Source organism: Cyanobium sp. Copco_Reservoir_LC18, assembly GCF_009834675.1.
Lineage (GTDB): Bacteria > Cyanobacteriota > Cyanobacteriia > PCC-6307 > Cyanobiaceae > Cyanobium > Cyanobium minutissimum.
Map to the genome: position 1 here is coordinate 191,032 of NZ_ASAC01000003.1, position 19,406 is coordinate 210,437.

General features: G+C 71.5%; 15 protein-coding genes. 1 reads left to right on the top strand and 14 read right to left on the bottom strand.

Annotated features, from left to right (window positions below; translation table 11 throughout):
* The 12 genes from L107_RS01135 to L107_RS01190 are packed head-to-tail and all read right to left on the bottom strand — an operon-like array spanning window position 1 to window position 15,852.
* Complete coding sequence (locus L107_RS01135) at window positions 1-2,064, bottom strand: glycosyltransferase (RefSeq protein ID WP_159816047.1); 2,064 nt, start codon at window positions 2,062-2,064, stop codon at window positions 1-3.
* Window positions 2,061-2,996, bottom strand: a complete 936-nt coding sequence (locus tag L107_RS01140) for a glycosyltransferase family A protein (RefSeq protein ID WP_159816048.1) — start codon at window positions 2,994-2,996, stop codon at window positions 2,061-2,063. The genes L107_RS01135 and L107_RS01140 overlap by 4 nt, the downstream gene beginning before the upstream one ends.
* A 4-nt stretch (window positions 2,997-3,000) precedes the next feature.
* Window positions 3,001-5,022: a glycosyltransferase gene (locus L107_RS01145; RefSeq protein WP_159816049.1), complete on the bottom strand. Its 2,022-nt coding sequence runs from the start codon at window positions 5,020-5,022 to the stop codon at window positions 3,001-3,003.
* Window positions 5,015-6,370: a glycosyltransferase family 4 protein gene (locus L107_RS01150; protein WP_159816050.1), complete on the bottom strand. Its 1,356-nt coding sequence runs from the start codon at window positions 6,368-6,370 to the stop codon at window positions 5,015-5,017. Before L107_RS01150 ends, L107_RS01145 begins: the two co-directional genes overlap by 8 nt.
* Entirely contained in the window at window positions 6,367-7,251 is an 885-nt protein-coding gene (locus L107_RS01155; protein WP_159816051.1) for a glycosyltransferase family 2 protein, read from the bottom strand. The genes L107_RS01150 and L107_RS01155 overlap by 4 nt, the downstream gene beginning before the upstream one ends.
* 22 nt (window positions 7,252-7,273) lie before the next feature.
* On the bottom strand, window positions 7,274-8,395 hold the full coding sequence (locus L107_RS01160; protein ID WP_159816052.1) for a hypothetical protein: 1,122 nt from the start codon (window positions 8,393-8,395) through the stop codon (window positions 7,274-7,276).
* 15 nt (window positions 8,396-8,410) lie between these two features.
* Window positions 8,411-9,295, bottom strand: coding sequence for a glycosyltransferase (locus L107_RS01165; RefSeq protein WP_159816053.1), 885 nt, complete (start codon window positions 9,293-9,295; stop codon window positions 8,411-8,413).
* Entirely contained in the window at window positions 9,292-10,203 is a 912-nt protein-coding gene (locus L107_RS01170) for a glycosyltransferase family 2 protein (protein WP_159816054.1), read from the bottom strand. The genes L107_RS01165 and L107_RS01170 overlap by 4 nt, the downstream gene beginning before the upstream one ends.
* Window positions 10,196-11,410, bottom strand: a complete 1,215-nt coding sequence (locus L107_RS01175) for a glycosyltransferase (RefSeq protein WP_159816055.1) — start codon at window positions 11,408-11,410, stop codon at window positions 10,196-10,198. Before L107_RS01175 ends, L107_RS01170 begins: the two co-directional genes overlap by 8 nt.
* The gene (locus L107_RS01180; protein WP_159816056.1) at window positions 11,407-12,957 is read right to left on the bottom strand and encodes an asparagine synthase-related protein; all 1,551 of its coding nucleotides are present in this window, start codon (window positions 12,955-12,957) and stop codon (window positions 11,407-11,409) included. Before L107_RS01180 ends, L107_RS01175 begins: the two co-directional genes overlap by 4 nt.
* A complete protein-coding gene (locus L107_RS01185) occupies window positions 12,954-13,883 on the bottom strand; it encodes a glycosyltransferase family 8 protein (RefSeq protein ID WP_159816057.1) in 930 nt (309 codons plus the stop codon). The genes L107_RS01180 and L107_RS01185 overlap by 4 nt, the downstream gene beginning before the upstream one ends.
* A gap of 49 nt (window positions 13,884-13,932) precedes the next feature.
* Window positions 13,933-15,852 (bottom strand): ABC transporter ATP-binding protein, encoded by a 1,920-nt coding sequence (locus L107_RS01190; protein ID WP_159816058.1) that lies wholly within the window; start codon window positions 15,850-15,852, stop codon window positions 13,933-13,935.
* Between the two features lie 367 nt (window positions 15,853-16,219).
* Here L107_RS01190 and L107_RS01195 point away from each other — a divergent pair, with 367 nt between their 5' ends.
* Window positions 16,220-17,410, top strand: a complete 1,191-nt coding sequence (locus tag L107_RS01195; RefSeq protein ID WP_236550430.1) for a TIGR03790 family protein — start codon at window positions 16,220-16,222, stop codon at window positions 17,408-17,410.
* Here the strand turns inward: L107_RS01195 and galE are convergent.
* Both galE and L107_RS01205 read right to left on the bottom strand, forming a co-directional pair.
* A complete protein-coding gene (gene galE, locus L107_RS01200) occupies window positions 17,364-18,410 on the bottom strand; it encodes a UDP-glucose 4-epimerase GalE (protein ID WP_159816059.1) in 1,047 nt (348 codons plus the stop codon). The two genes, L107_RS01195 and galE, sit on opposite strands and share 47 nt — an antisense overlap.
* Window positions 18,407-19,375, bottom strand: a complete 969-nt coding sequence (locus tag L107_RS01205) for a GDP-L-fucose synthase (RefSeq protein WP_159816060.1) — start codon at window positions 19,373-19,375, stop codon at window positions 18,407-18,409. Before L107_RS01205 ends, galE begins: the two co-directional genes overlap by 4 nt.
* Between the last annotated feature and the right edge of the window lie 31 nt (window positions 19,376-19,406).

Here is a 19,406-nt window from a genome sequence, read left to right on the forward strand (position 1 = left end):
TCAGCGCCGCTCCAGCAGGGCCAGCCCCGCCAGGATCCCCTCGGCGGCGTTCCGCACGCCGAAGTGGCTGTTGACACGCTCCCGGGCCGTCTGCCCCAGGGCGGCGGCGGCGGCCGGATCGGCGGCCATCCGGCCCATGGCCGCGGCCAGGGCCGCCGGCTGGCCGACGGGGCTCACCAGGCCGGTGCGGCCGTCCAGCACCAGATCCTCGGCGCAGCCCACCTGGTCGCTCACGATCGCCGGCAGCCCGCAGGCCATGGCCTCGTTCACCACCAGCCCCCAGGTCTCGCCGTGGTCCGAGGGCAGCACCAGGGCGTCGGCCACCGCATAGGCCGAGGGCATGGCCGACTGGTTCAGGAAGCCGGCGAAACTCACCGGCAGGGTGTGCTGGCGAGCCCGTTCCCGGCAGGCCTCCTCCAGGGGGCCGCTGCCCACCATCAGCAGATGCACCGGGTGGGCCAGGGGCTCCCTCACCAGCAGCCGCAGCGCTTCCAGCAGGTCGAGGGGCCGTTTCTTGGGCTGGAGCTTGCCGGCGAACAGGAAGCAGAAGGCCTCCCGGGGGACGGACCAGTCCTGGCGCAGCGCGTCCCGCCGGGGGCGCAGGGCCGCGGCCCGCTCCGCGAAGTAGGCGTTGTCGACGAAGTGGGGCGAGGGCACCAGCCGGCTCTGGGGCACACCGAACTGGCGGTACCAGCGGGCATTGGCCGTGCCCACGGGAAGGCCCACCGACACCCCGCGGAACAGCATCCAATAGGTGAGGTTCAGGGGCCAGGGCCTGGGACGGAAGGCGTTGGAATCCATCCGCAGCAGCACCGGCAGGCCCTGCAGCCGGGCGGCGATGAACAGCTGCACCATGCCCAGGAAGTGCCAGCCGGTGAGCAGCAGGGCATCGGGGCGCTGCCGGGCCGGGCCGAAGCCCAGCTCCTTCAGGGGCCGGGCCAGCCAGACGCCCCGGTAGCCGGAGGTGATGCCGCGGCCCCGGCCACTGGCGGCCCGGTGCCAGGGGTAGCCCTCCAGCAGCGGCACGTCCCACTCGAAGGCGACGCCGAAACCCAGCCCCTGGGTGCGGGCGTCCGGGAGGGTGAGGTACACCACATCGGTGGCCACGCCGGGGGCGGCGGCCAGGGCCTGGAACAGGGGCGTCTGGTACTGGACCGGGTGGCTGCCGGCGATCAGCAGCCGCCGCCGGCGGGTCGGCAGCAGGGCCGGCCCCCTGCGCTGCAGGCGCAGGGCCCAGAGCAGACCGCGCCCTTCAGCGATCAGGGTGGGGGGGATCCACCAGGGATGGCGCAGGTGGTGGCGGCTGCGCACCGACCCCAGCCAGCCGCCCAGGCAGCCCGCCAGGGCCGCCGGCAGGGGCTGGGTGCGCAGCTGGAAGTAGTACCGGCCCACGGCGTGGTCGGGCTTCACCGTGGTGAGGTGCTTGCCGTAGCTGCGGGTGCCGCCCCGCTCGGCCCGGAGGTGGTGGATCAGGGCACCGGGCACGTACTGGATCGGATGGCCGGCCTGGCGCCAGCGAAAGGCGAATTCCGCCTCGAAGCGGTAGGCCACCCGCACGAAATTCTGGTCGAACCCCCCCAGATCCAGGGCCAGCCGCCGGGGGATGGCCACGTTGCCCCCCATAAATTCCGCCACGGAGCGGGGCCGCAGGCTGTTGAACAGGAAGGGCCCGTCCTCCGGATCGCTCTGGCCCCCGTGCCAGGGTTGCAGCACCCGTCCGGCCAGCATGGCGCCGGGGTCGGCCGCCCCGGCCCGTTCGTGGGCGTTGAGCAGCTCCGGGTCCGGCAGGATGTCGTCATCGAGGAACAGCACCCGATCGCCGCGGGCCTCCTGCAGGGCCACGTTCATGGCGCCGGTGATCGAGGGGGTCGGCAGCCGCAGCCACCGGATCCGTCCCTCCGCCTGCCAGGCCGCCAGCCGGGCCTCGCTGTCGGGGTCGTGGCGGGGCGTCTGGTCGACCACCAGCAGCTCGAAGGGCGGTGGATCCAGCGCCAGCAGGGCGGCAACGCTGTCGACCAGCACCTGATCGCGGCCGAAGGTGGGAATGGCGACGCTGAGGGTCATGGCAGGGTGGCCAGCTTGAGCCGGGCCTTGAGGTGCCAGGGGTTGAGGGCCAGGGCCTGGCGCAGGTAGCGGCGGGCCAGGTCCGGGTGCTCACGGAGGAGGCAGGCGCCGATGAAGTAGGCCCCATCGGCCTGGCGGCGGGGGTCGGGTAGCGAGCCGCGGCAGTGCTGGCTCAGCGCCTCGGCCTCGGCCAGCACGGGCCCCTCCTCCCGGCCTGAGCGTCGTGCCTCGGTGGCCGCCACGATCAGACCATGGAACGCATCCTGTTCCCGGCGCCGGGAGCCGCTGATCGATCCTGGGGAGAGGGTGGCCTCGTAGAGCACCTCCGGCACCACCAGGTGCTTGCCGAGCTCCACCATGCGGCTCCAGAGATCGATGTCCTGGGCGAAATAGAACATCGGCCGATAGCCCCCGGCGCGCTCGTAGGCGCTGCGGCGCATCATCACCGAACCGTGGATGGCGGGTCCGGTGAGGCCATCGGCCAGCTCCGCCGGCTCCGGTGCGTTGACCCGCACCGTGGCCCCCTCCGGCACCACCAGGCGCACGTGGGTGGAGCAGAGGCTGGCGTCGGGATGCGCCTCCAGGCAGCGCAGCTGCCGCTGCAGCCGGCCCGGCAGGGAGAGGTCGCCGGCGTCCTGGCGGGCGATGAACTGGCCGCGGGCCAGCTGGCAGCCCTCGATCAGGGAGCGGGTGAGGCCCCGTCCCGGCCGATCCAGCACCCGCAGCCGCGGCTCGGCGGCGGCCCGGGCGGCGAGCAGGGCGCCGGTGTTGTCACTGGAGCCGTCGTTGATCACCACGATCTCCAGCTCCACCCCCTCCTGGCCGGTCAGGGAATCGAGGGTCGCGGCGAGGCTGGCGGCGCCATTGCGAACCCCCATCACCACCGACACCTGCGGGGCCGTGCCGGATTCGTGCTCCACAGGCTCGTGCATCACCTCAGGTCATGTTCCCCCCTGGGCGGGGTCCTGGCCGCAGCCGTGTCCGGACTCCCATGCTCAGCCGGGCCGCCCGGCCCCAGCCCAGGGCCGCGGCGAGCAGGCCGTAGAGGAGGAACTCCAGCTGCCGTCGCGGCTGCCGGGCCCCGTGGCGCCGGGCCAGCCGGAACAGCCGGCGGGCGGCCTGCTCGGCGCCGGCGGCACCGCACTGGCGGCTGAGCAGGAAGGCGGAGCGGCAGAAGCGGGCCATCTCGGGGCCGCCGGGGTCGACGCCGGCGGCCAGGGCACTGCGCAGCAGCGACTCCTGGGCGTGGGAGCGGTCCACCAGCTTGCGGGGGTCCAGGTGGCCCCGGTCGCTGAGGTGGTCGTCGCCCATGTGGATCCGCCGCACCGACACCGGCGCCGGCACCCACACCAGGGGGGTCCCGGTCGCCCCGGCCCGGCCGTCGTACTCCCAGTCCTCCTCGTTGATCCAGGGCTGCCAGGGGCCGATGCGGTCGAGCAGCTCGCGTCGGTAAAGGGGACAGCTGGTGGTCCACCAGCGCTCCAGCAGCAGCCGGGGGAACAGCCGCTCCAGGGGGATCCCGGTGGCCCGCATCGGGCCGCACCGTTCGACGGGCCGCCGGGAGTGGTCCTCCTCCAGGCTGGGGCCGTAGGCGATCCCGGCCCCGGGGGAGCGCCGCAGGGCGCCCACCTGGGCGCTGAACTTGCCGGGCAGCAGCAGGTCGTCGCTGTCGAGGTACTGGACGAACTCCCCGCGGCTGTGGTCCAGGCCCCGCTGGCGGGCGGCTCCGGGACCACCGTTGGGCTGGTGGATCACCCGGATGGTCTGCGGATGGGCGGCGGCCAGCCCGTCGGCCACGGCGCCGGTGTCGTCGCTGGAGCCGTCGTCGACGATGACGATCTCGATCGGCCGGTGGTCCTGATCGAGCACGCTGGCCACCGCGGCACGCAGCAGGGTGGCCCGGTTGTGGACCGGGATGATCGTGCTCACCAGGCCGGGGACCGGGGCGGGCCGCAGGGCGGCGATGCGCTCGAGGGCGGGGCGCCGCATCACGGCCCGGGCCCGTTCCAGGTTGGGGTTCTCGGTCCGGTGCTTGAGGGGCTGGCCCCGGTGCCAGAGGTGCACGATGGGCTCGTAGCCCCAGATCCAGGTGGGCCGGGTGAGGCAGCGGTCCCAGAACTCGTTGTCCTCCCCGCCCCAGCCGACGAAGCCCTCATCCATCCCACCGATGGCGGCGTAGGCCTCGGCGGTGATCGCCATCGAGCCGCCGGCCTCCAGGTTCTGCACGATCGCCTCCGCCGGCCTGGCGTCGTAGGCGCCCGAGCCGGCCAGCACCGCCGCGCTGTGGGTCTCATCGAGATAGAAGACGAACCGCTTCGGGTTCACCACCGCGTAGCCCCGGCGGATCCGCTCCAGCAGGCGGCGGGCGTAGCCGGTGGGCACGAGCATGTCGTTGTCGTGCAGCAGAAGCACCGGGGCTCGGGCTTCGCGGGCGCCGAGGTTGAAGGTGTGGGAGCGGTTGTAGGGGGCGGTGGGGTCCGGCAGGGGGCCGTGGATGTGGCGCACCCAGGGGGGCAGTCGGTCGGCGATGCGGGGCTCGCTGTCCTGCTCGATCACCAGGCATTCGAGCCGGACGCCCTCCTGGGCGGCAAGGGAGTCGAGGGTGGCCAGCAGCAGGGGCAGCCGCTCGGTGCCCCGGTGGCCGATCAGCACGCTCAGCTCCGGTGGCCCAGCGGCCCAGCCGGGGGTGGGCCGGCGCCGGATCGGTGCCGCCGCCAGGCAGCGGCGCAGCAGGCGCCGGCCGAGCTCCGGCTGGACGGCCGGTGCGTGCAGGCGGGAGGTGTAGCGCCACAGACAGGCCTGACCGAAGCCATCGGGGGCGGCCTCCAGCCGCTCGCGGCGGTTGGCGATGCCGAGCTGGGCCGGTGCCGGACGGCGCAGCAGCCACTCGTAGCGGAGCCGGTCCTTCAGCCACACGCCCAGCCGCTCCCGCCGGGTGGGCCCCGCCGTCTCAGCCATGGGAGGCCCCGGGAGCGTCGAGGCGGGCCGCCGCCGCCAGCAGGTCCTCGGCCTGGGCCCCGGTGGCGGCGGCATCACCAGCCCCGTCGCCAGCCCCGTCGCCGCCGGAATGGGGCCACTCGCTGCCGGCGCTGCCGTGGCGGAAGCGCAGCCCCAGCAGCCGGCGCAGGTCCTCACCCCGCCCGCAGCCCAGCCAGCGGTCCAGCCGTCCGGCGGGGACCGGCGCCGGCTCCTGGGGGGCCTGGGGCAGGGGGGGCAGGGCCGTCACCTGATCAAGGGCCCGCCGCCAGGCGGCCAGGGAGGCCGCCCCGCTGTAGCGACGGGCCACCAGGCCGTGTCCGGCCCTGGAGAGCCGTTCCAGCAGGGCCGGATCCCGCAGCCGCGCCAGTGCGCCGGCGGCGGCGTCCGTATCCCCGCAGGGGAACAGCAGGGCCGTGGCGTCCTGCTCCAGGGCGCCCTCCAGGCCCGCCCCCACGTACCGGCTGCTCACCACCGCCATGCCGCTGGCCATGGCCTGCCAGGCCACGATCGGGCCCGTCTCCCAGGAGGAGGTGATCACCAGGGCATGGTGATGGCCGTAGACCTCCGCCGCCAGCCGGCCCTGGTCGACATGGCCGAGCATCCGCACGCGGCCCCGTTCGATCCAGGGGGCCAGGGACCGCTCCAGGGCCGGACGCTCCTCGCCATCCCCGGCGATGCTGAGCCGGACGTCGAGGCCCCGGGCCTGCAGCGCCTCCAGCAGCGGCGGCAGATCGTGCACCCGTTTCTGCGCCTGCTCCAGCCGGCCCACCCAGGCCAGCTTCAGGGTGGCTCCCGGATCGCCGTCGGGGCGTCGCCAGGGCGGTACCGGCACGCCGTAGGGGGCGTAGAGCACCCGGGCCGGATCCATCCCGCCACGCCCGCTCGCCAGCCGGCAGGCCAGCCGATTGGTGGCGATCACCGCGTCGATGCCGGCGCCGTGGCGGCGCAGGTCGTCGAAGTACTCCACCTGGAGCGCATGCAGGGTCATCACCACCCGTCCATGGAACCGCCCCCGGCGCCGGGCCCGCCGGGCCGCCGGGTACAGATCGACGAGATTGACGCCGAGCACGAGATCCGGGTCCAGCCGTTCCAGCAGGGCGGCGATGGCACGGATCCGGCCTTCGGCGCTGCCGCTGGGGTTGGCGATCGCCCCGGCCGCCAGGGCCGGGTAGGCCCGGGCATAGGGACCATGGCGGTGATGCTCCCCGTCGGGCACCGCCACGGTCACCTCCAGCCCGCCGTCCCGCAGGCCGGGCACCAGGTTCGCCAGCCAGTCCTGGACGCCGCCGAGCAGGTAGGCGGAGGGGGCGAGCACCAGCACCCTCATGGCGTCCGATCCAGGTGGACGATCCCCGGTCCGTCGGCGTTCAACGGCGGCACGGCCAGGTGCGGCAGGGGGGCGACGGCCCGCACGTGGTGGCCGAGCTGGCGGATGTAGATCCCCTCCGCTGCCGGGCAGCGCTCCCACTTGCGGAAGAAGCTCTCCTGGTTGGCGGAGGTGTACTTGCCCCAGACCCGCTCCGACTGGCCGTCGAAGGAGGTGGTGGCGGGCTGGTCATTCGCATGGTGCAGGTAGGGACAGGCCACCCCGGCGATCTCGACCCCGGCCAGGCTCGCCCGGGCGGTGTAGTCCATGTCCTCGAAGCCGATGCCGCTGAAGCTCTGGTCGAAGGCGCCGATGCGCTCCCAGCAGCGCCGGCCGATGGCGAAATGGGACCAGGTGTTGTTGAGCAGGCTGAGATCCACCGATTCCCAGGCCATGGCCTCGGCCCAGCGCCGCAGCCAGGGGTCGATGCGCAGGTCGTCGTTGAGCACCAGGGTGGTGGCGGTGGGGCTGGCCTGGAGCAGTTCGTTCCACATCTGGCAGAGCCCCACCACCCGCTCATGCAGCAGGAAGCGGCGATGGGGCGGTTCGCCGCTGGCCAGCTCCCCGCAGAGCCGCTCCAGGTAGCGGCCCTGGCTGGCGGCATCGCCGTGGCCGTTGACGGCCACCAGGATCGGCACCTCGGGGAACGTGCGCCGCAGGGAGCGGTACAGGGGACGGAAGTAGCTCTCGTAGCGGGCCTCGAAGGTGGTGATCGCGATCGTGAAGCGATCGCCGAGGGGCCGCCGCGGCGGCAGCAGCACCCGCGGGATGCGGCGGCGGCCGCCGTGCACCACGGCCCGGGCGGCGAGGTAGAGGCGCAGGTTGAGGGAGGAACGGTTCATGGCGGCGGTGGTGGGTGCTCCCTCAGGGACGCCCCAGGGCGCCGATCGCCTCCACCAGGCCGCGGTAGCGCTCCCGGGGGCGGATGTGGTCGTGGAAGCAGCGGGCACAGTCCTCCCGGCGGGCCTCCAGGTCGGCGCCGAGGTGATGGGCCGCCGCCAGGAAGCCGGCGCCATCGTCGACCATCACGCCGCAGCCGAAGTCCTCGACGAACTGGAAACTGGGCTGGCGGCTGCAGATGACCGGCACCCCCATGGCCAGGTACATGCACAGCCGGTTGGAGCTGACCCCCATGGCCTGGAACTGGGGCGCCGGATTGGTGTACACGGCCAGGCCGATGTCGTAGCCCACGGCCGATCGCCAGGCCTCCTGCCAGGACAGCCGGCCGGTTTCGATGTGGAGCCGGCCCCCCAGGCTCAGGCGCCGCAGCAGGTAGAGGGCCAGGGGATCCACCCCCAGGGGCTGGATCACGGCGCAGAGGGCCGGATCCTCGTGCAGGGCGTCGAGCAGCCAGTCGGCGCCGGCGGTGAGGTTGAAGCCCCCGGAGATGGCCAGGGTGAGGGCGTCCGGCGCCAGCCCCCAGCGCCGGCGGAGCTCCTGGCGCAGCTCCGGATCCCTCGGGGGGGGCTGCCGGAAACAGCCCGGGTAGACCAGCACCGGCTGGGCCGGCGGCAGGCCGGCGTAGTCGCGCACCAGATCCACCCGGTGGGTGTCGTTGACGATGGTGAAGCGGGCCCGGCGGTAGGCCTGCAGACACAGCCGTTTCCAGCGCTCCGAGCGGGGCCCCCGGTAGCTGCCGGCGCGGATCTCGTCCCCGAGGATGAAGGAGGGACGGCGGTGCAGACGGGCCAGCACCCCCACCACGGCGATCGGATCCTCGGTGGTGCCCGAGAAGCAGGCGTAGCGGCGCCAGCGCGGCCGCCAGGCCTGGCTGAGCAGCCAGCGCATCGCATAGGCCACCGGGTGGGTGCTGACCCGGTCGCCGTAGGGGGCGGTGCTGCCGCAGGGCCCGGGGGCGAAGACATGGACGTCGTAGCCGTTCTCCAGCAGGGCGGAGATGATCGCCTCGTTGGGGGGCGAGTGCAGCAGCTCCGGCACCAGCAGGAAGTGGGCGGCGATCGGCCGTGGCGACGAGGGACCGGTCATGGAGGAAGCGATGGGCTAGAGCGCCCTGGGGGTGCGGGTGGTGCTGAGGTCGGTGGGCAGCTCCAGCCGGCCGGCGCCGTAGTCCTCCAGCAGCCGGTGGGTGTAGGAGCGGATGAAGTCCACCGGGAAATCCTTGCGGTTGGGATTCGGTGCCGTTTCGCTCTTCTCCCGGGCGGCGATCCGGTCGTACCAGTTGTGGTAGTGGGTGACCGTGCCGTCAAGGCCGTAGAAGTTGCCGAGGCCGTAGCGCAGGTAGGCCAGCTCGTCGCTCCAGACCGCCGGTGGCGAGGCCGGTGTGAACAGCGGTTCGCTGGCCCGGTTGGACACGTAGACGTCCATGGGCACCCAGCCGAGCTTCTGGCGCTGGAGCTCCCGCGGCAGGTGGTGGGTGATGTGGGGGCCGTGGAAGTCGACCTCGTAGCGGGGCCGCGGCAGGCGCCCCTTGCGCCGCCAGTGGAGGCGCCGGCAGCGGCGGAACCGCCGGGTGTGCATCAGCAGGAAGGAGCTCTCCGGCATGCCGGCCCCGAAGGGGCGGGTGAGCGGTCCGCAGCCGATGTCCTGTGGCGACACCAGCGCCACCCCCTCCACCAGCCGGGAGCGGCACAGCGCGAACCACTCCGGTGCCAGCAGGATCACGTCCGCATGCAGCAGCAGGGTGTAGGGGGAGCGCGATCGGTTCAGCAGGGCATTGAGCGCCTCCGGCTGGCTGCAGCGGCGCTGCACCACCTCGGCCCCCCGCTCCCTGGCGATCGCCACGGAACGGTCGGTGGAGCCGTTGTCCAGCACGCACACGTGCGTCTCCAGGCCCCGGGTGGTGCTCTGGAGCGCCTCCAGGCAGTGGGGCAGGAACAGCTCGCTGTTCCAGCTGGTGATGCCGACGAAGAGCTCGGGGGTCGTCATGGTCGGGGTAGCAGTCGCAGGCGACGCAGCAGCCGCACCGGCAGCTGGCGCTCCAGGGCCGAGAGCCGCTCGCCGAGGGCGGACTTCTCCGCCAGCAGCCGCTGCACCAGCTGATCCAGCGAGGCGCTCGCCCCGTAGCGGGCGTAGATGGTGGCCAGTTCGGCCGGAAACCGTTCCCCCTGGCGGCGGGTCTTCACGGTGGCGTAGTAGCGCATGGCCCCCAGTTTCTCCTGGGTGACGATGCCGGTGCAGCGCCGGGAGAAGCGCCACCAGAGGTCGTAATCCATCAGCAGGCTCAGGGACTCGTCCACCTGCCCGCCGGCCTCCCGCCAGAGGGAGGCGCTCCAGAAGCAGCTCTGCTGCAGCAGGAAGCAGTCGTTCTCGATCGCCAGCAGGGTCTGCTCCGATCCCTCCCGGGCGGGCACGTGGCGCAGGAACCGCTGGTCGGCGCTGATGATGTCGCCGCTGCCGATCACCCAGCGGCCGTCGGGATGGGCGGCGAAGGCCTCCAGCACGGCGCGGAAGGCACCGGGGAGGTAGAGGTCGTCGGAGTTGAGCCAGGCCAGGATCGATCCGCTGGCCCGGCGGAAGCCCTTGTTGATGGCGTCCGACTGGCCCCGGTCGGGCTCGCTGATCAGCACCGAGATCCAGGGGCGGTAGCGCTCCAGCACCGCCGGGGTGTCGTCGGTGCTGCCGCCGTCCACCACGATGATCTCGACGTTGTCGTAACCCTGCCAGAGGATCGACAGCAGGGTGTCCTCGATGAAGGCCCCCTGGTTGAGGGTGGGGATGACGATCGAGAACAGGGGCCGGCCAGGGTCCGTGCTGAACCGTTCGGGCACGCTGGGCGGCGCGGCCGCGCTCCAGCCGTAGAGGGGGCGGGTGGCAGGCAGGGGCACCTCAGCCATGGTGGGGTCCGGCCGCGACGGCCTGTTCCATGCAGGCCAGCAGACGGGGCGCCACGTCGTCGATGCCGGACTCCCGCCACACCCGGGCCCGGCTGCGTTCCCCCAGCCGGCGCCGCCTCTCCGGGTCGAGGCTGAGCCCGTGCAGGGCGGTGGCGAAGGCCGCCAGGTCGAGGTACGGGACGGCCAGACCGCAGCCGTCGGCCACGAAGTCGACGATGCCGCCCCCGCCGTCGAAGCAGAGGGTGGGCACGGCCGCGGCGGCGGCCTCGAGGGCCACCAGGGGATAGGGGTCCTCCCGCGACAGCAGGCCGTGGACGGCGAAGCGACCGATGACGCCGGTGGCCGAGGGCCTCGGCGGCAGCAGCAGGACCCGGTGCTCGAGACCCAGCAGCTGCAGGTCGCGGCGGGCCACGATCACCTCCTCCTGAGCGGGGGTGGCCCCGAGCCAGACGGCCAGGAAGGGCTGGCCGGCGAAGACCCGCTCACACTCCCGCACCAGCAGCGGGAAGAGGTCGAAACCCTTGCGGGCGATCGCCTGGCCCGCGAAGCCGAACACGAACGTGCCCGCCGCCAGGGCCGCCTCCAGGGGCTCCAGGGCCGGCTCCAGTCGGGGCTCTTCCGCCAGGGGGGCCGGGGCGGGCGGCCCCTGCCCGGGGGCGGCGAAGGGAAGGAAGCCCGGAATCACCGTGCAGCGCTGGAGGGGCAGGCCGTGGTGGGTGTGCAGGGATTGCCTCACCCCCTCGGCGCAGGCCACCACGACGCTGGAGAGGGCCAGCTGGCGGGCCACCGCCTCCGGGCTGCTCATGGTGGCCAGGGTGGTCTCCAGTTCGTGGACATGGCTGAGGCAGGCCGGGCGGGCCGGATCGGCGCCCAGGCCCTTCAGGTGCTGGCCCAGCACCAGGGTGTTGAGGTAGATCAGCTCCGGCCGGTGCCGCTGCACCGCCGCCTCCAGCAGCTCGGCCGGACTGCCGGCCCTCCCCCGCCCCAGCCGGGCGGCGACCCGCTCGCGCAGGGGCTGGAACAGGGGCCGGCTCCAGGCCTCGGTGGGCGCCAGGGCCTCGAACTCGGGCCGCAGGGGACCATCGCTGAGCAGCACCACCGCCGGTTCGATGCCGCGCCCATGGGCCATCAGCCAGCGCAGCAGCCAGAGCAGCAGCAGCGGGGCCCCGCTGCGGGTGGCCATGTGGGAGACGAACAGCACCCTCATGGGGCGATCACCTGCTTCCAGACGATCAGGGTGAGCAGGAAGGCCAGGGTCCGGGTCCGGTCGGTGCCGCTGCGGTGGGCCTCGAGGATCCGCTCGACGAGCTCCGGATCCACCAGGTCGTCGATCCGCCCGGCGTTCTCGCGCAGGAAGGCATGCATCCGCGGGTCGCGGTACCAGTCGGCGCTGAGGTCGTAGCTCACGTAGCGGGCCCGCCGCATCGGCGGCGTCCAGTAGAGGGGCGGCGCCTTGGCAAGCATGCGACGCCGGTCGAAGCCGTTCTCCTCCGGGAACGTCAGCAGTTCCTGGCAGTTGCGGGCGATGGCGTGGCGGTGCCAGTTGGAGCCCAGCTTCCAGCCATCGGGCAGGTTCCAGATCGCTTCGATCCAGCGGCGGTCGTGGAAGGGGGAGCGCCAGGCGCTGGAGGCCCGGTACATGCGGATGCCGTTGGCGTAGAAGTTCGGCACCCGCTGCTCGAAGTAGTAGCGGGTGAGGCCTTCGAGGAACCCACCCCGGCAGTAGCCCGCCAGGCGTGCGGCCCGCCGGTGGCGGCCCTCCGGCATCAGCTCGGCGGCGAGTTCGGGCGCCAGATGCCGGAGTTCCTCGGCGGCGAAACTGGGGTGCCGGTTCAGCTTCATGCCCCAGAACCGGCCCAGGGCCACCTCGGGGGCCAGGGAGGCGAAACGCCCCAGCCAGCCACGGTCGAAGTAGTAGGAACGGGCGAATTCCCCCAGGGTGCCGACGAAGAAGGTGGCGTCGGCCGGGATGGCCGCCTTGAGGGGATAAAGGAAGGTGTGCCAGTGCCAGGCGGTCTTGGTGCCGTTGGTGAGGCTGGAGATGGTGGACGCGTGGCGGAAGACGTCGTCGAGCTCCAGGCTGATCAGCTGGTGGGGCAGGTCGTAGCGCTCGGCCATGCGGCGGGCCACCTGCACATCGGTCGCCTCTTCGCGTCCCATCGTGATCAGACGGGGGCGCAGGCCCTGGCGCAGCATCGACGCCAGAATCACCCGTGAATCGAACCCGCCCGACAGGGAGAGATAGGGGTTCTCCCCCGCCAGCCGCAGCACCGCGGCGTTGAGGGCTTCGACGGCGGCGTCGGGGTCGGCGGGGGCCGGCGGGATGTGATCGAGCACCGCGACGGAGGAGAGGGAGAGCCTGCCGTCGGTGAAGTGGAGGACGCTGCCGGGGGGCACCCGGCGGATCGCCGGGTGGAGGGTCTGGTTGTCGGTCAGGTTCTCCAGCTGGCAGAGATCGCCAAGGGCCTGCCAGTTCCAGCGCCAGGCCAGGCCGCTGCGGTGCAGGATCTCGGCCACCCGGTCGCCGTGGAAGAGACGGCCGTCGTGCTCGAGCACGTAATAGTGCGTGGCCCCCACCGGTGAGGTGACCACCGTCACGTCGCCGGCGTCGGTGTCGATCACCAGGGCGTACTCCCCCTGGGTCTCGGCCAGGGCACGGCTTCCCTGGCGCAGGAAGCGTCCCAGCAGCTCGGCCTCCGTGCTGTCGGCGTAGCCGATGCAGGTGAGCCGGTGGTCGCCGATCTGAATGGTCATCGGCTGCGGGGAGCCAGCCTGGCCAGCATCTCCTTGCCGGCTCGCTTGACCCGGAACCGCAGGCGGCCCAGGCGATCGCCCGGGGACGTGCTGGGGGTGCCCTCCAGGGGCAGGTGCGCCCAGGGCGTCTGCCGGCGGATCTCCAGGTAGCGCTGGCGCCAGGGGTGGGTGCAGCGATGGTGCCAGGGCTTGGCCACGCCCGAGCCGGCGAAGTGGATCACGGCAGGGCTCGCCCGGGCCAGCTCCGCCTGCCGACCCAGGGGAGTGTCGGAGGCGGTGTACTCGGGATGCATCCAGAGGTGGGGCAGGGCGTTCCAGCGCCAGTCGAGGGGACGCCAGCGGGCTTCGAGCAGGGAGTTGAGCACGTCCTGGTCCCAGTGCTTGATCCGCTCGGGATGGGTGCGGGCGAACTCAAGGCCGTTGGCCAGGATGTTCTCCCGGCGCCAGCGGCCCAGATCGATGAGCATGGCGCCGGCATTGAAGACCAACGAGCCCTCCGCCAGGGCGAGGCGGTTGCGGTCGAAGTCCTGGTTGTGTTCCTCCACCGCGCCGATGCTGTTCCCCTCCAGTGACGACTCCCAGAGGTCCCGCAGCGAATCGACCACGATCAGGTCGGAATCCAGGTAGAGGACCTTCTCCACGGCATGGGGAAGGGCCGCCGGCAGCAGCAGCCGGAAATAGGTGGCCAGGCTGATATGTCCGAAGACGGGAAAACCCGCGAGCATCTGCTCATCCAGCTGCAGGAAGGAGACCGAAGGGAGAAATTCACCAAGGTAGGCCGCCAGCCGAGCTCGCTCCGCGGCATCAATGACGCCGTGAAGGATATAGACACTGAGGCTTTCTGTTGGGTTGGAGAGCTGCAGTGATTTCAGCATCACGGCGCAATGTCGGATGTAGTTGTTGTCGATCGTGCAGGCAATGATCATGGCAAAGATGCGGGCTCCTGCAGGGTCGCCCCGGGGTATCGGACAACCATCAAACGGGTGCTGCCGTCATCGGCTTCTGATGGGGATGTTTGGATTGGTCGCTCCAGAGTTTTGCGTACTGTCCATTCTGGGCGAGCAGCTCATGGTGGCGGCCCCGCTCCACGATCCTTCCCTCGGAAAGGACACAGATCACATCGGCATTGACGATCGTACTGAGGCGGTGGGCAATCACCAGAACGGTGTGCTGGCGCTCGAACTGTTCGATCGCCTGTTGCACCAGCCGTTCGCTCTGGCTGTCAAGGGCGCTGGTGGCCTCATCGAGGATCAGCAGCTCAGGTCGGCGCAGAATCGCCCTGGCGAGTGAGATGCGCTGGCGTTGGCCGCCGCTGAGCCGATAGCCCCGTTCGCCGATCTTGGTGTCGTAGCCCTCGGGGAGATCGGCGATGAAGCGGGAGGCCTGGGCCTTGGCGGCCGCGGCCATGATGTCCTCCATGGAGGCGTTCTCGACGCCGAAGCCGATGTTGCTGGCGATGCTGGCGTTGAACAGGAAGGTGTCCTGGCTGACGACCCCGAGGCGCTGCTGCCAGCTCGCCAGATTGATCGTCCGGATATCGACGCCGTCGACCAGGATCCGACCGCCGGTGGGTTCGTAGAGGCCCACCAGCAGGTCGGCGATGGAGCTCTTGCCGGCGCCACTGGAGCCGACGAGGGCCACCGTCTGGCCGCGGCCGATGGTGAGCTGGATGGAGGAGAGGGCCTGGGGCAGATCGGGGCTGTAGCGCAACGAGACATCATCCAGCTGGATCGCCTCGCGCAGGGCCGTGAACGGCACACCGCCGGTGCGGATGAATTCCTTGTCGTCGTCGCGCAGGATCTGGTTGAGCCGCTCCACATTGGCGCTGTTGGCGGCATAGCTGGTGGCCAGCCCCGTGAGACTGCCGACCCGCTGGTTGAGTCTCTGGAGGGCGATGATGAACGTCACCAGGCTCGGCAGGACACCGCTGCTGCGGTCCTTGAACACCATCAGGCTGAGCGCCGCGATGATGGCGATCGAAATGATCGGCAGCATGTTGGAGATCGGCTGCACGATGTTGGACAGCTTGCTCTGCCGGATCGAGAGCCGCCTGCTTTCATCGAGCAGCGCCTTGAGCTTCTTCCTGGAACTCTCCAGCTGGCCGGTGCTGTGCAACAGCCGCAGGCCCTGGATCTGTTCGTTCTGATGGCTGGAGAGTTCGACACCCACCTTCTGCTGCTCCCGTGAATTCCTGCGGATCCGCGGCAGCAGCACCTTCTGGACCGTCTGCATCACGGCGGCCATCGCAAAGGCCACCAGCAGGAGCCAGGGGGAGATCGCCACCAGAATGGCCAGGTAGATGATCAGCTGCAGGCTGTTCATCAACAGCCCGTTGGCCAGGCTGATCTCCTTTTGAACGGTGCTGCCCCCGGAGCCCACGTAATTGAGCAGGTCCCCGACCCGGTAACGGCTGGCGCAGCCGAAGGTGAGGGAGAGGACCCGATCGTTCAGCTTGCCGGTGATCTCGGCGCCCATCCGGGCCCCCATCACGGCGGTGCTGACGCTGTTGACGTAGCTGGTCGCCGCCATCAGGCCCTGCAGCGCCACGGCGGTGGCCAGGAGCATCACGAAGATCCCGTCGCGACCGGTGCGGGTGCTGAGGGCACTGTTCAGCCAGTCCTGCAGCCAGGGCAGCTGGCTGAGGGAGCCGAGCGAGGACATCTTGGTCCAGTCACTGTTCTCGGGAGCGCTGATCAGGCTGACCGACAGAAAGATGATCCCGAGGGTGGCGCCCTCGCTGAGGCTGGCGGCCAGGCTGGTGGAGAAGTTGAGGGCCAGAAGCTTCCAGTACTTCTTCGCCGAATGCCGGATCAGACGCGCAGCGGGTCTCTGGTCAGTGAGGGGGGCAAGCAGGGGGCTGGGGAGTCGTCTGGCGATGCGATGGAGAAGCGGCATCAACGGCGAGGCGGAAAGGATGCTGGAACAGGCGGATGGGGAATCGGGGCTGGGGCGGCTTGCCGTCTCCGGTCGGGAAGCCGCCCCCGGGTCACACGGCAGGAGCTTGGCGCTGGGGCTTGGCCCAGCCCGGCGGACCAGGGGATCGGGATGGCAACAGGAACGCCGGTGGTCTCAAATCTAGGCCGCCACCAAGGACCTGCACGACGTCGGGCTGGTCCTACGATCGCCCCTCGACGGATGGCAGGACGGGGGACGGGCTCGCGGCCGGCGCCGTGCCTGCCTTCGCTTTCCGCCTCGCTTCCAGGTCCACGCCGGGTTCGGAGCCGCCCCAGTCGGCCAAGCCCCCCGCCTCGCCGCCTCCGCCATGGCCCCTCCCCCGCCAAGGCCTCCGCTTTCCGGACCCCCGGGCGGGGCTGCCTTCACCGGCGCCGGGCCACGGCGTGCGTGGCGCCGCCGCCTGGCCGTCGGGGTTGCGCTGCTGCTGCCACTGGCCCTGGCGGCCAGCGGCAGCCCATGGGCTGACAACCGCTCCGCCGGCTCCGCACCGCCCTCCCTCGGCCCCCTCGACCATCGCCATCTGGCGATCATCATCAACGCCGCCGATCCCCTCAGCGAGACGATCGGGCGGGAGTACCAGGCGGCCCGGCTGATCCCCCCGGACCAGGTGATCCGGGTGCGCTTCCCGCCCGGGAAGGCGTCGCTCAACCCTGGGCTGTTCCGCCGCATCAAGGCCAGGGTCGACCGGCAGACCCCGGCCCATGTCCAGGTCTATGCCCTGGCCTGGGCGGCCCCGTACCGGGTCGGCTGCCAGTCGATCACCAGCGCCTTCAGCCTCGGCCTCGATCCGCGCTTCTGCGCCAGCGGTTGCCGCACCACGGCCCTGAGCCCCCTGTTCGCCCGCGGTGACGTGCGCCGCCCCTGGGATCAGCTGCGGGTCCGGCCCAGCATGATGCTGGCGGCCACCAGCGCGGCGGCGGCCCGGCGCCTGATCCAGCAGGGCGTCGCCTCGGACGGGACCGCACCGCCCGGGACGGCCTATCTGCTGAGCACCAGCGACGCCCGGCGCAACCGTCGGGCCGCCGGTTACGACAGGGTCAGGGCCGCCATCGGCTCCCGCCTGCGGGTGCGGATCATCGAGAGCGACACCCTGGTGGGCGCCCAGGATGTGATGGCCTACGTCACCGGGCTGGCCTTCCCCGTGGGCCTGCGCACCAACCGCTTCCGGCCCGGTGCCGTCGCCGATCACCTCACCTCCTTCGGCGGCCAGCTCACCGACAGCCCCCAGATGAGCGCGCTGCGCTGGCTCGAGGCCGGCGCCACCGGCAGTTACGGCACGGTGGTGGAACCGTGCAGCTTCACGGCCAAGTTCCCCGACCCCGGCCTGCTGCTCAGCTACTACCTCCGGGGCGACACCCTGATCGAGAGCTACTGGCGCAGTGTGGCCATGCCCGGGCAGGGGGTGTTCATCGGCGAGCCCCTGGCCAGGCCCTGGCCAGGGCCCGGGGCCCTCAGCCCTGGTGACGCCGCTGGTGCCAGGTCCAGGCGTGCTCGATGATGGTTTCCAGCTCCGGGAAGCGGGGCCGCCATCCCAGTTCCTGGTGGGCCCGGGTGGCCCCGGCCACCAGCTGGGGAGGGTCACCGTCGCGGCGTTTGGCCACGTGGGCCAGCAGGCCGCGACCGGTGACGGCCTTGGCGGTCTCGATCACCTGCTGGACCGAGTAACCGGTGCCGTTGCCGAGGTTGTAGATCAGCGGTCGGCGCTCGCTCTCCTCCCGTTCCCGCAGCCGCAGCAGCCGCTCCAGCCCCAGGACGTGGGCGTCGGCCAGGTCGGCCACGTGGATGTAATCGCGGATGCAGGTGCCATCCGGGGTGGGGTAGTCATCGCCGAAGATCTGCAGGTAGGGCTCCCGGCCGCTCATGGTGTCGAGCACCCGCGGGATCAGGTGGGTCTCCGGGTTGTGGTCCTCCCCCAGGTCGCCGTCCGGGTCGGCGCCGGCGGCATTGAAGTAGCGGAAGATCACGCTGGGCAGCCCGTAGGCCGCCGCGAAGTCGGTGAGCAGCTGCTCCACCATCCACTTGCTGCGGCCGTAGGGATTGATCGGGGCCTGGGGGTGGTCCTCGGTGATCGGCACCTGCTGGGGAATGCCGTAGGTGGCGCAGGTGGAGGAGAACACGATCGGCAGGGGCCGCTCGGTGGCCACCAGGGCCTCGAGCAGGGTGAGGGTGTCGCCCAGGTTGTTGCGGTAGTACTTGGCGGGATCGGTCACCGATTCGCCCACATAGGCGTAGGCGGCGAAGTGGAGCACCGCCTCGATCGGCTTGCCCTCCAGGGGCGTGCCGTCGAGGGCGGGATGGCGGCCGCGCAGCAGGGGCTCCAGCACTTCCCGGTCGCCCACCTGGCCCAGCACCAGCGGCACCTTGAGGGTCTTCTCGACGATGTCGGCATGGCCGTAGACCAGGTTGTCGAGCACCACGGGCTGGTGCCCCGCCCGGGTCAGGGCCCTGACGGCATGGCTGCCGATGTAGCCGGCACCCCCGGTGACGAGGATCCTCACAGCCGCACCTCGGCACCGCTGGCCCGCTCGCTGACGAATTCCGCCACCGTGCGGCGCAGTCCGTCCGGCAGGGGAATCGTCGCCCGCCAGCCCAGGGCGGCCAGGCGGCCCACATCCAGGAGCTTGCGGGGCGTGCCGTCGGGCTTGGAGGTGTCCCAGGCGATCCGTCCGCGGAAGCCGACCGCCTCGGCCACCATCGTCGCCAGCTCCTTGATGCTCACATCCGTTCCCGTTCCCACGTTGATGTGCTGCGGTTCCTCGGCGCCCGGCTGCCAATGGCGCAGGCAGAACAGGGCCGCATCCGCCAGATCATCGACATGCAGGAACTCCCGCCGCGGGCTGCCGCTGCCCCAGCAGACCACCTCCTCGGCGCCGGTCTCCCGGGCCTCCTGGAAGCGGCGGATCAGGCCGGGCAGCACATGGCTGTTGGTGGGGTGGTAGTTGTCGCCCGGGCCGTAGAGATTGGTGGGCATCAGGCTGATGGCATCGAAGCCGTGCTGCAGCCGCAGGGCGCGACACAGCTGGATGCCGGTGATCTTGGCGATGGCGTACCACTCGTTGGTGGGCTCCAGGGGTCCCCCGAGCAGGGCCTCCTCCCGGATCGGCTGCTCGGCCAGTTTGGGGTAGATGCAGCTGCTGCCCAGGAACAGCAGGCGCCGGGTGCCGTGCCGCCAGGCGCTCTCGATCACGTTCTGCTGGATCCTGAGGTTGTCGAGCAGGAAGTCGGCCGGATAGGTGGCGTTGGCGAGAATGCCCCCCACCCGCGCCGCCGCCAGCACCACCACGTCGGGCCGCTGGTCAGCGAACCAGGCGGCCACGGCAGGGCCATCCATGAGGTCGAGCTCGGAGCGGCTGACGCGGAGAAGGTGCTGGTGCCCTTCGGACTCCAGGCGCCGGGCGATGGCCGAGCCGGCCATGCCGCGATGGCCGGCGATGAAGATCCGATCGTTCGTGGAGATCAGCATGGGGAAATCGTCAGGCCCCCGCGCTGCCGGG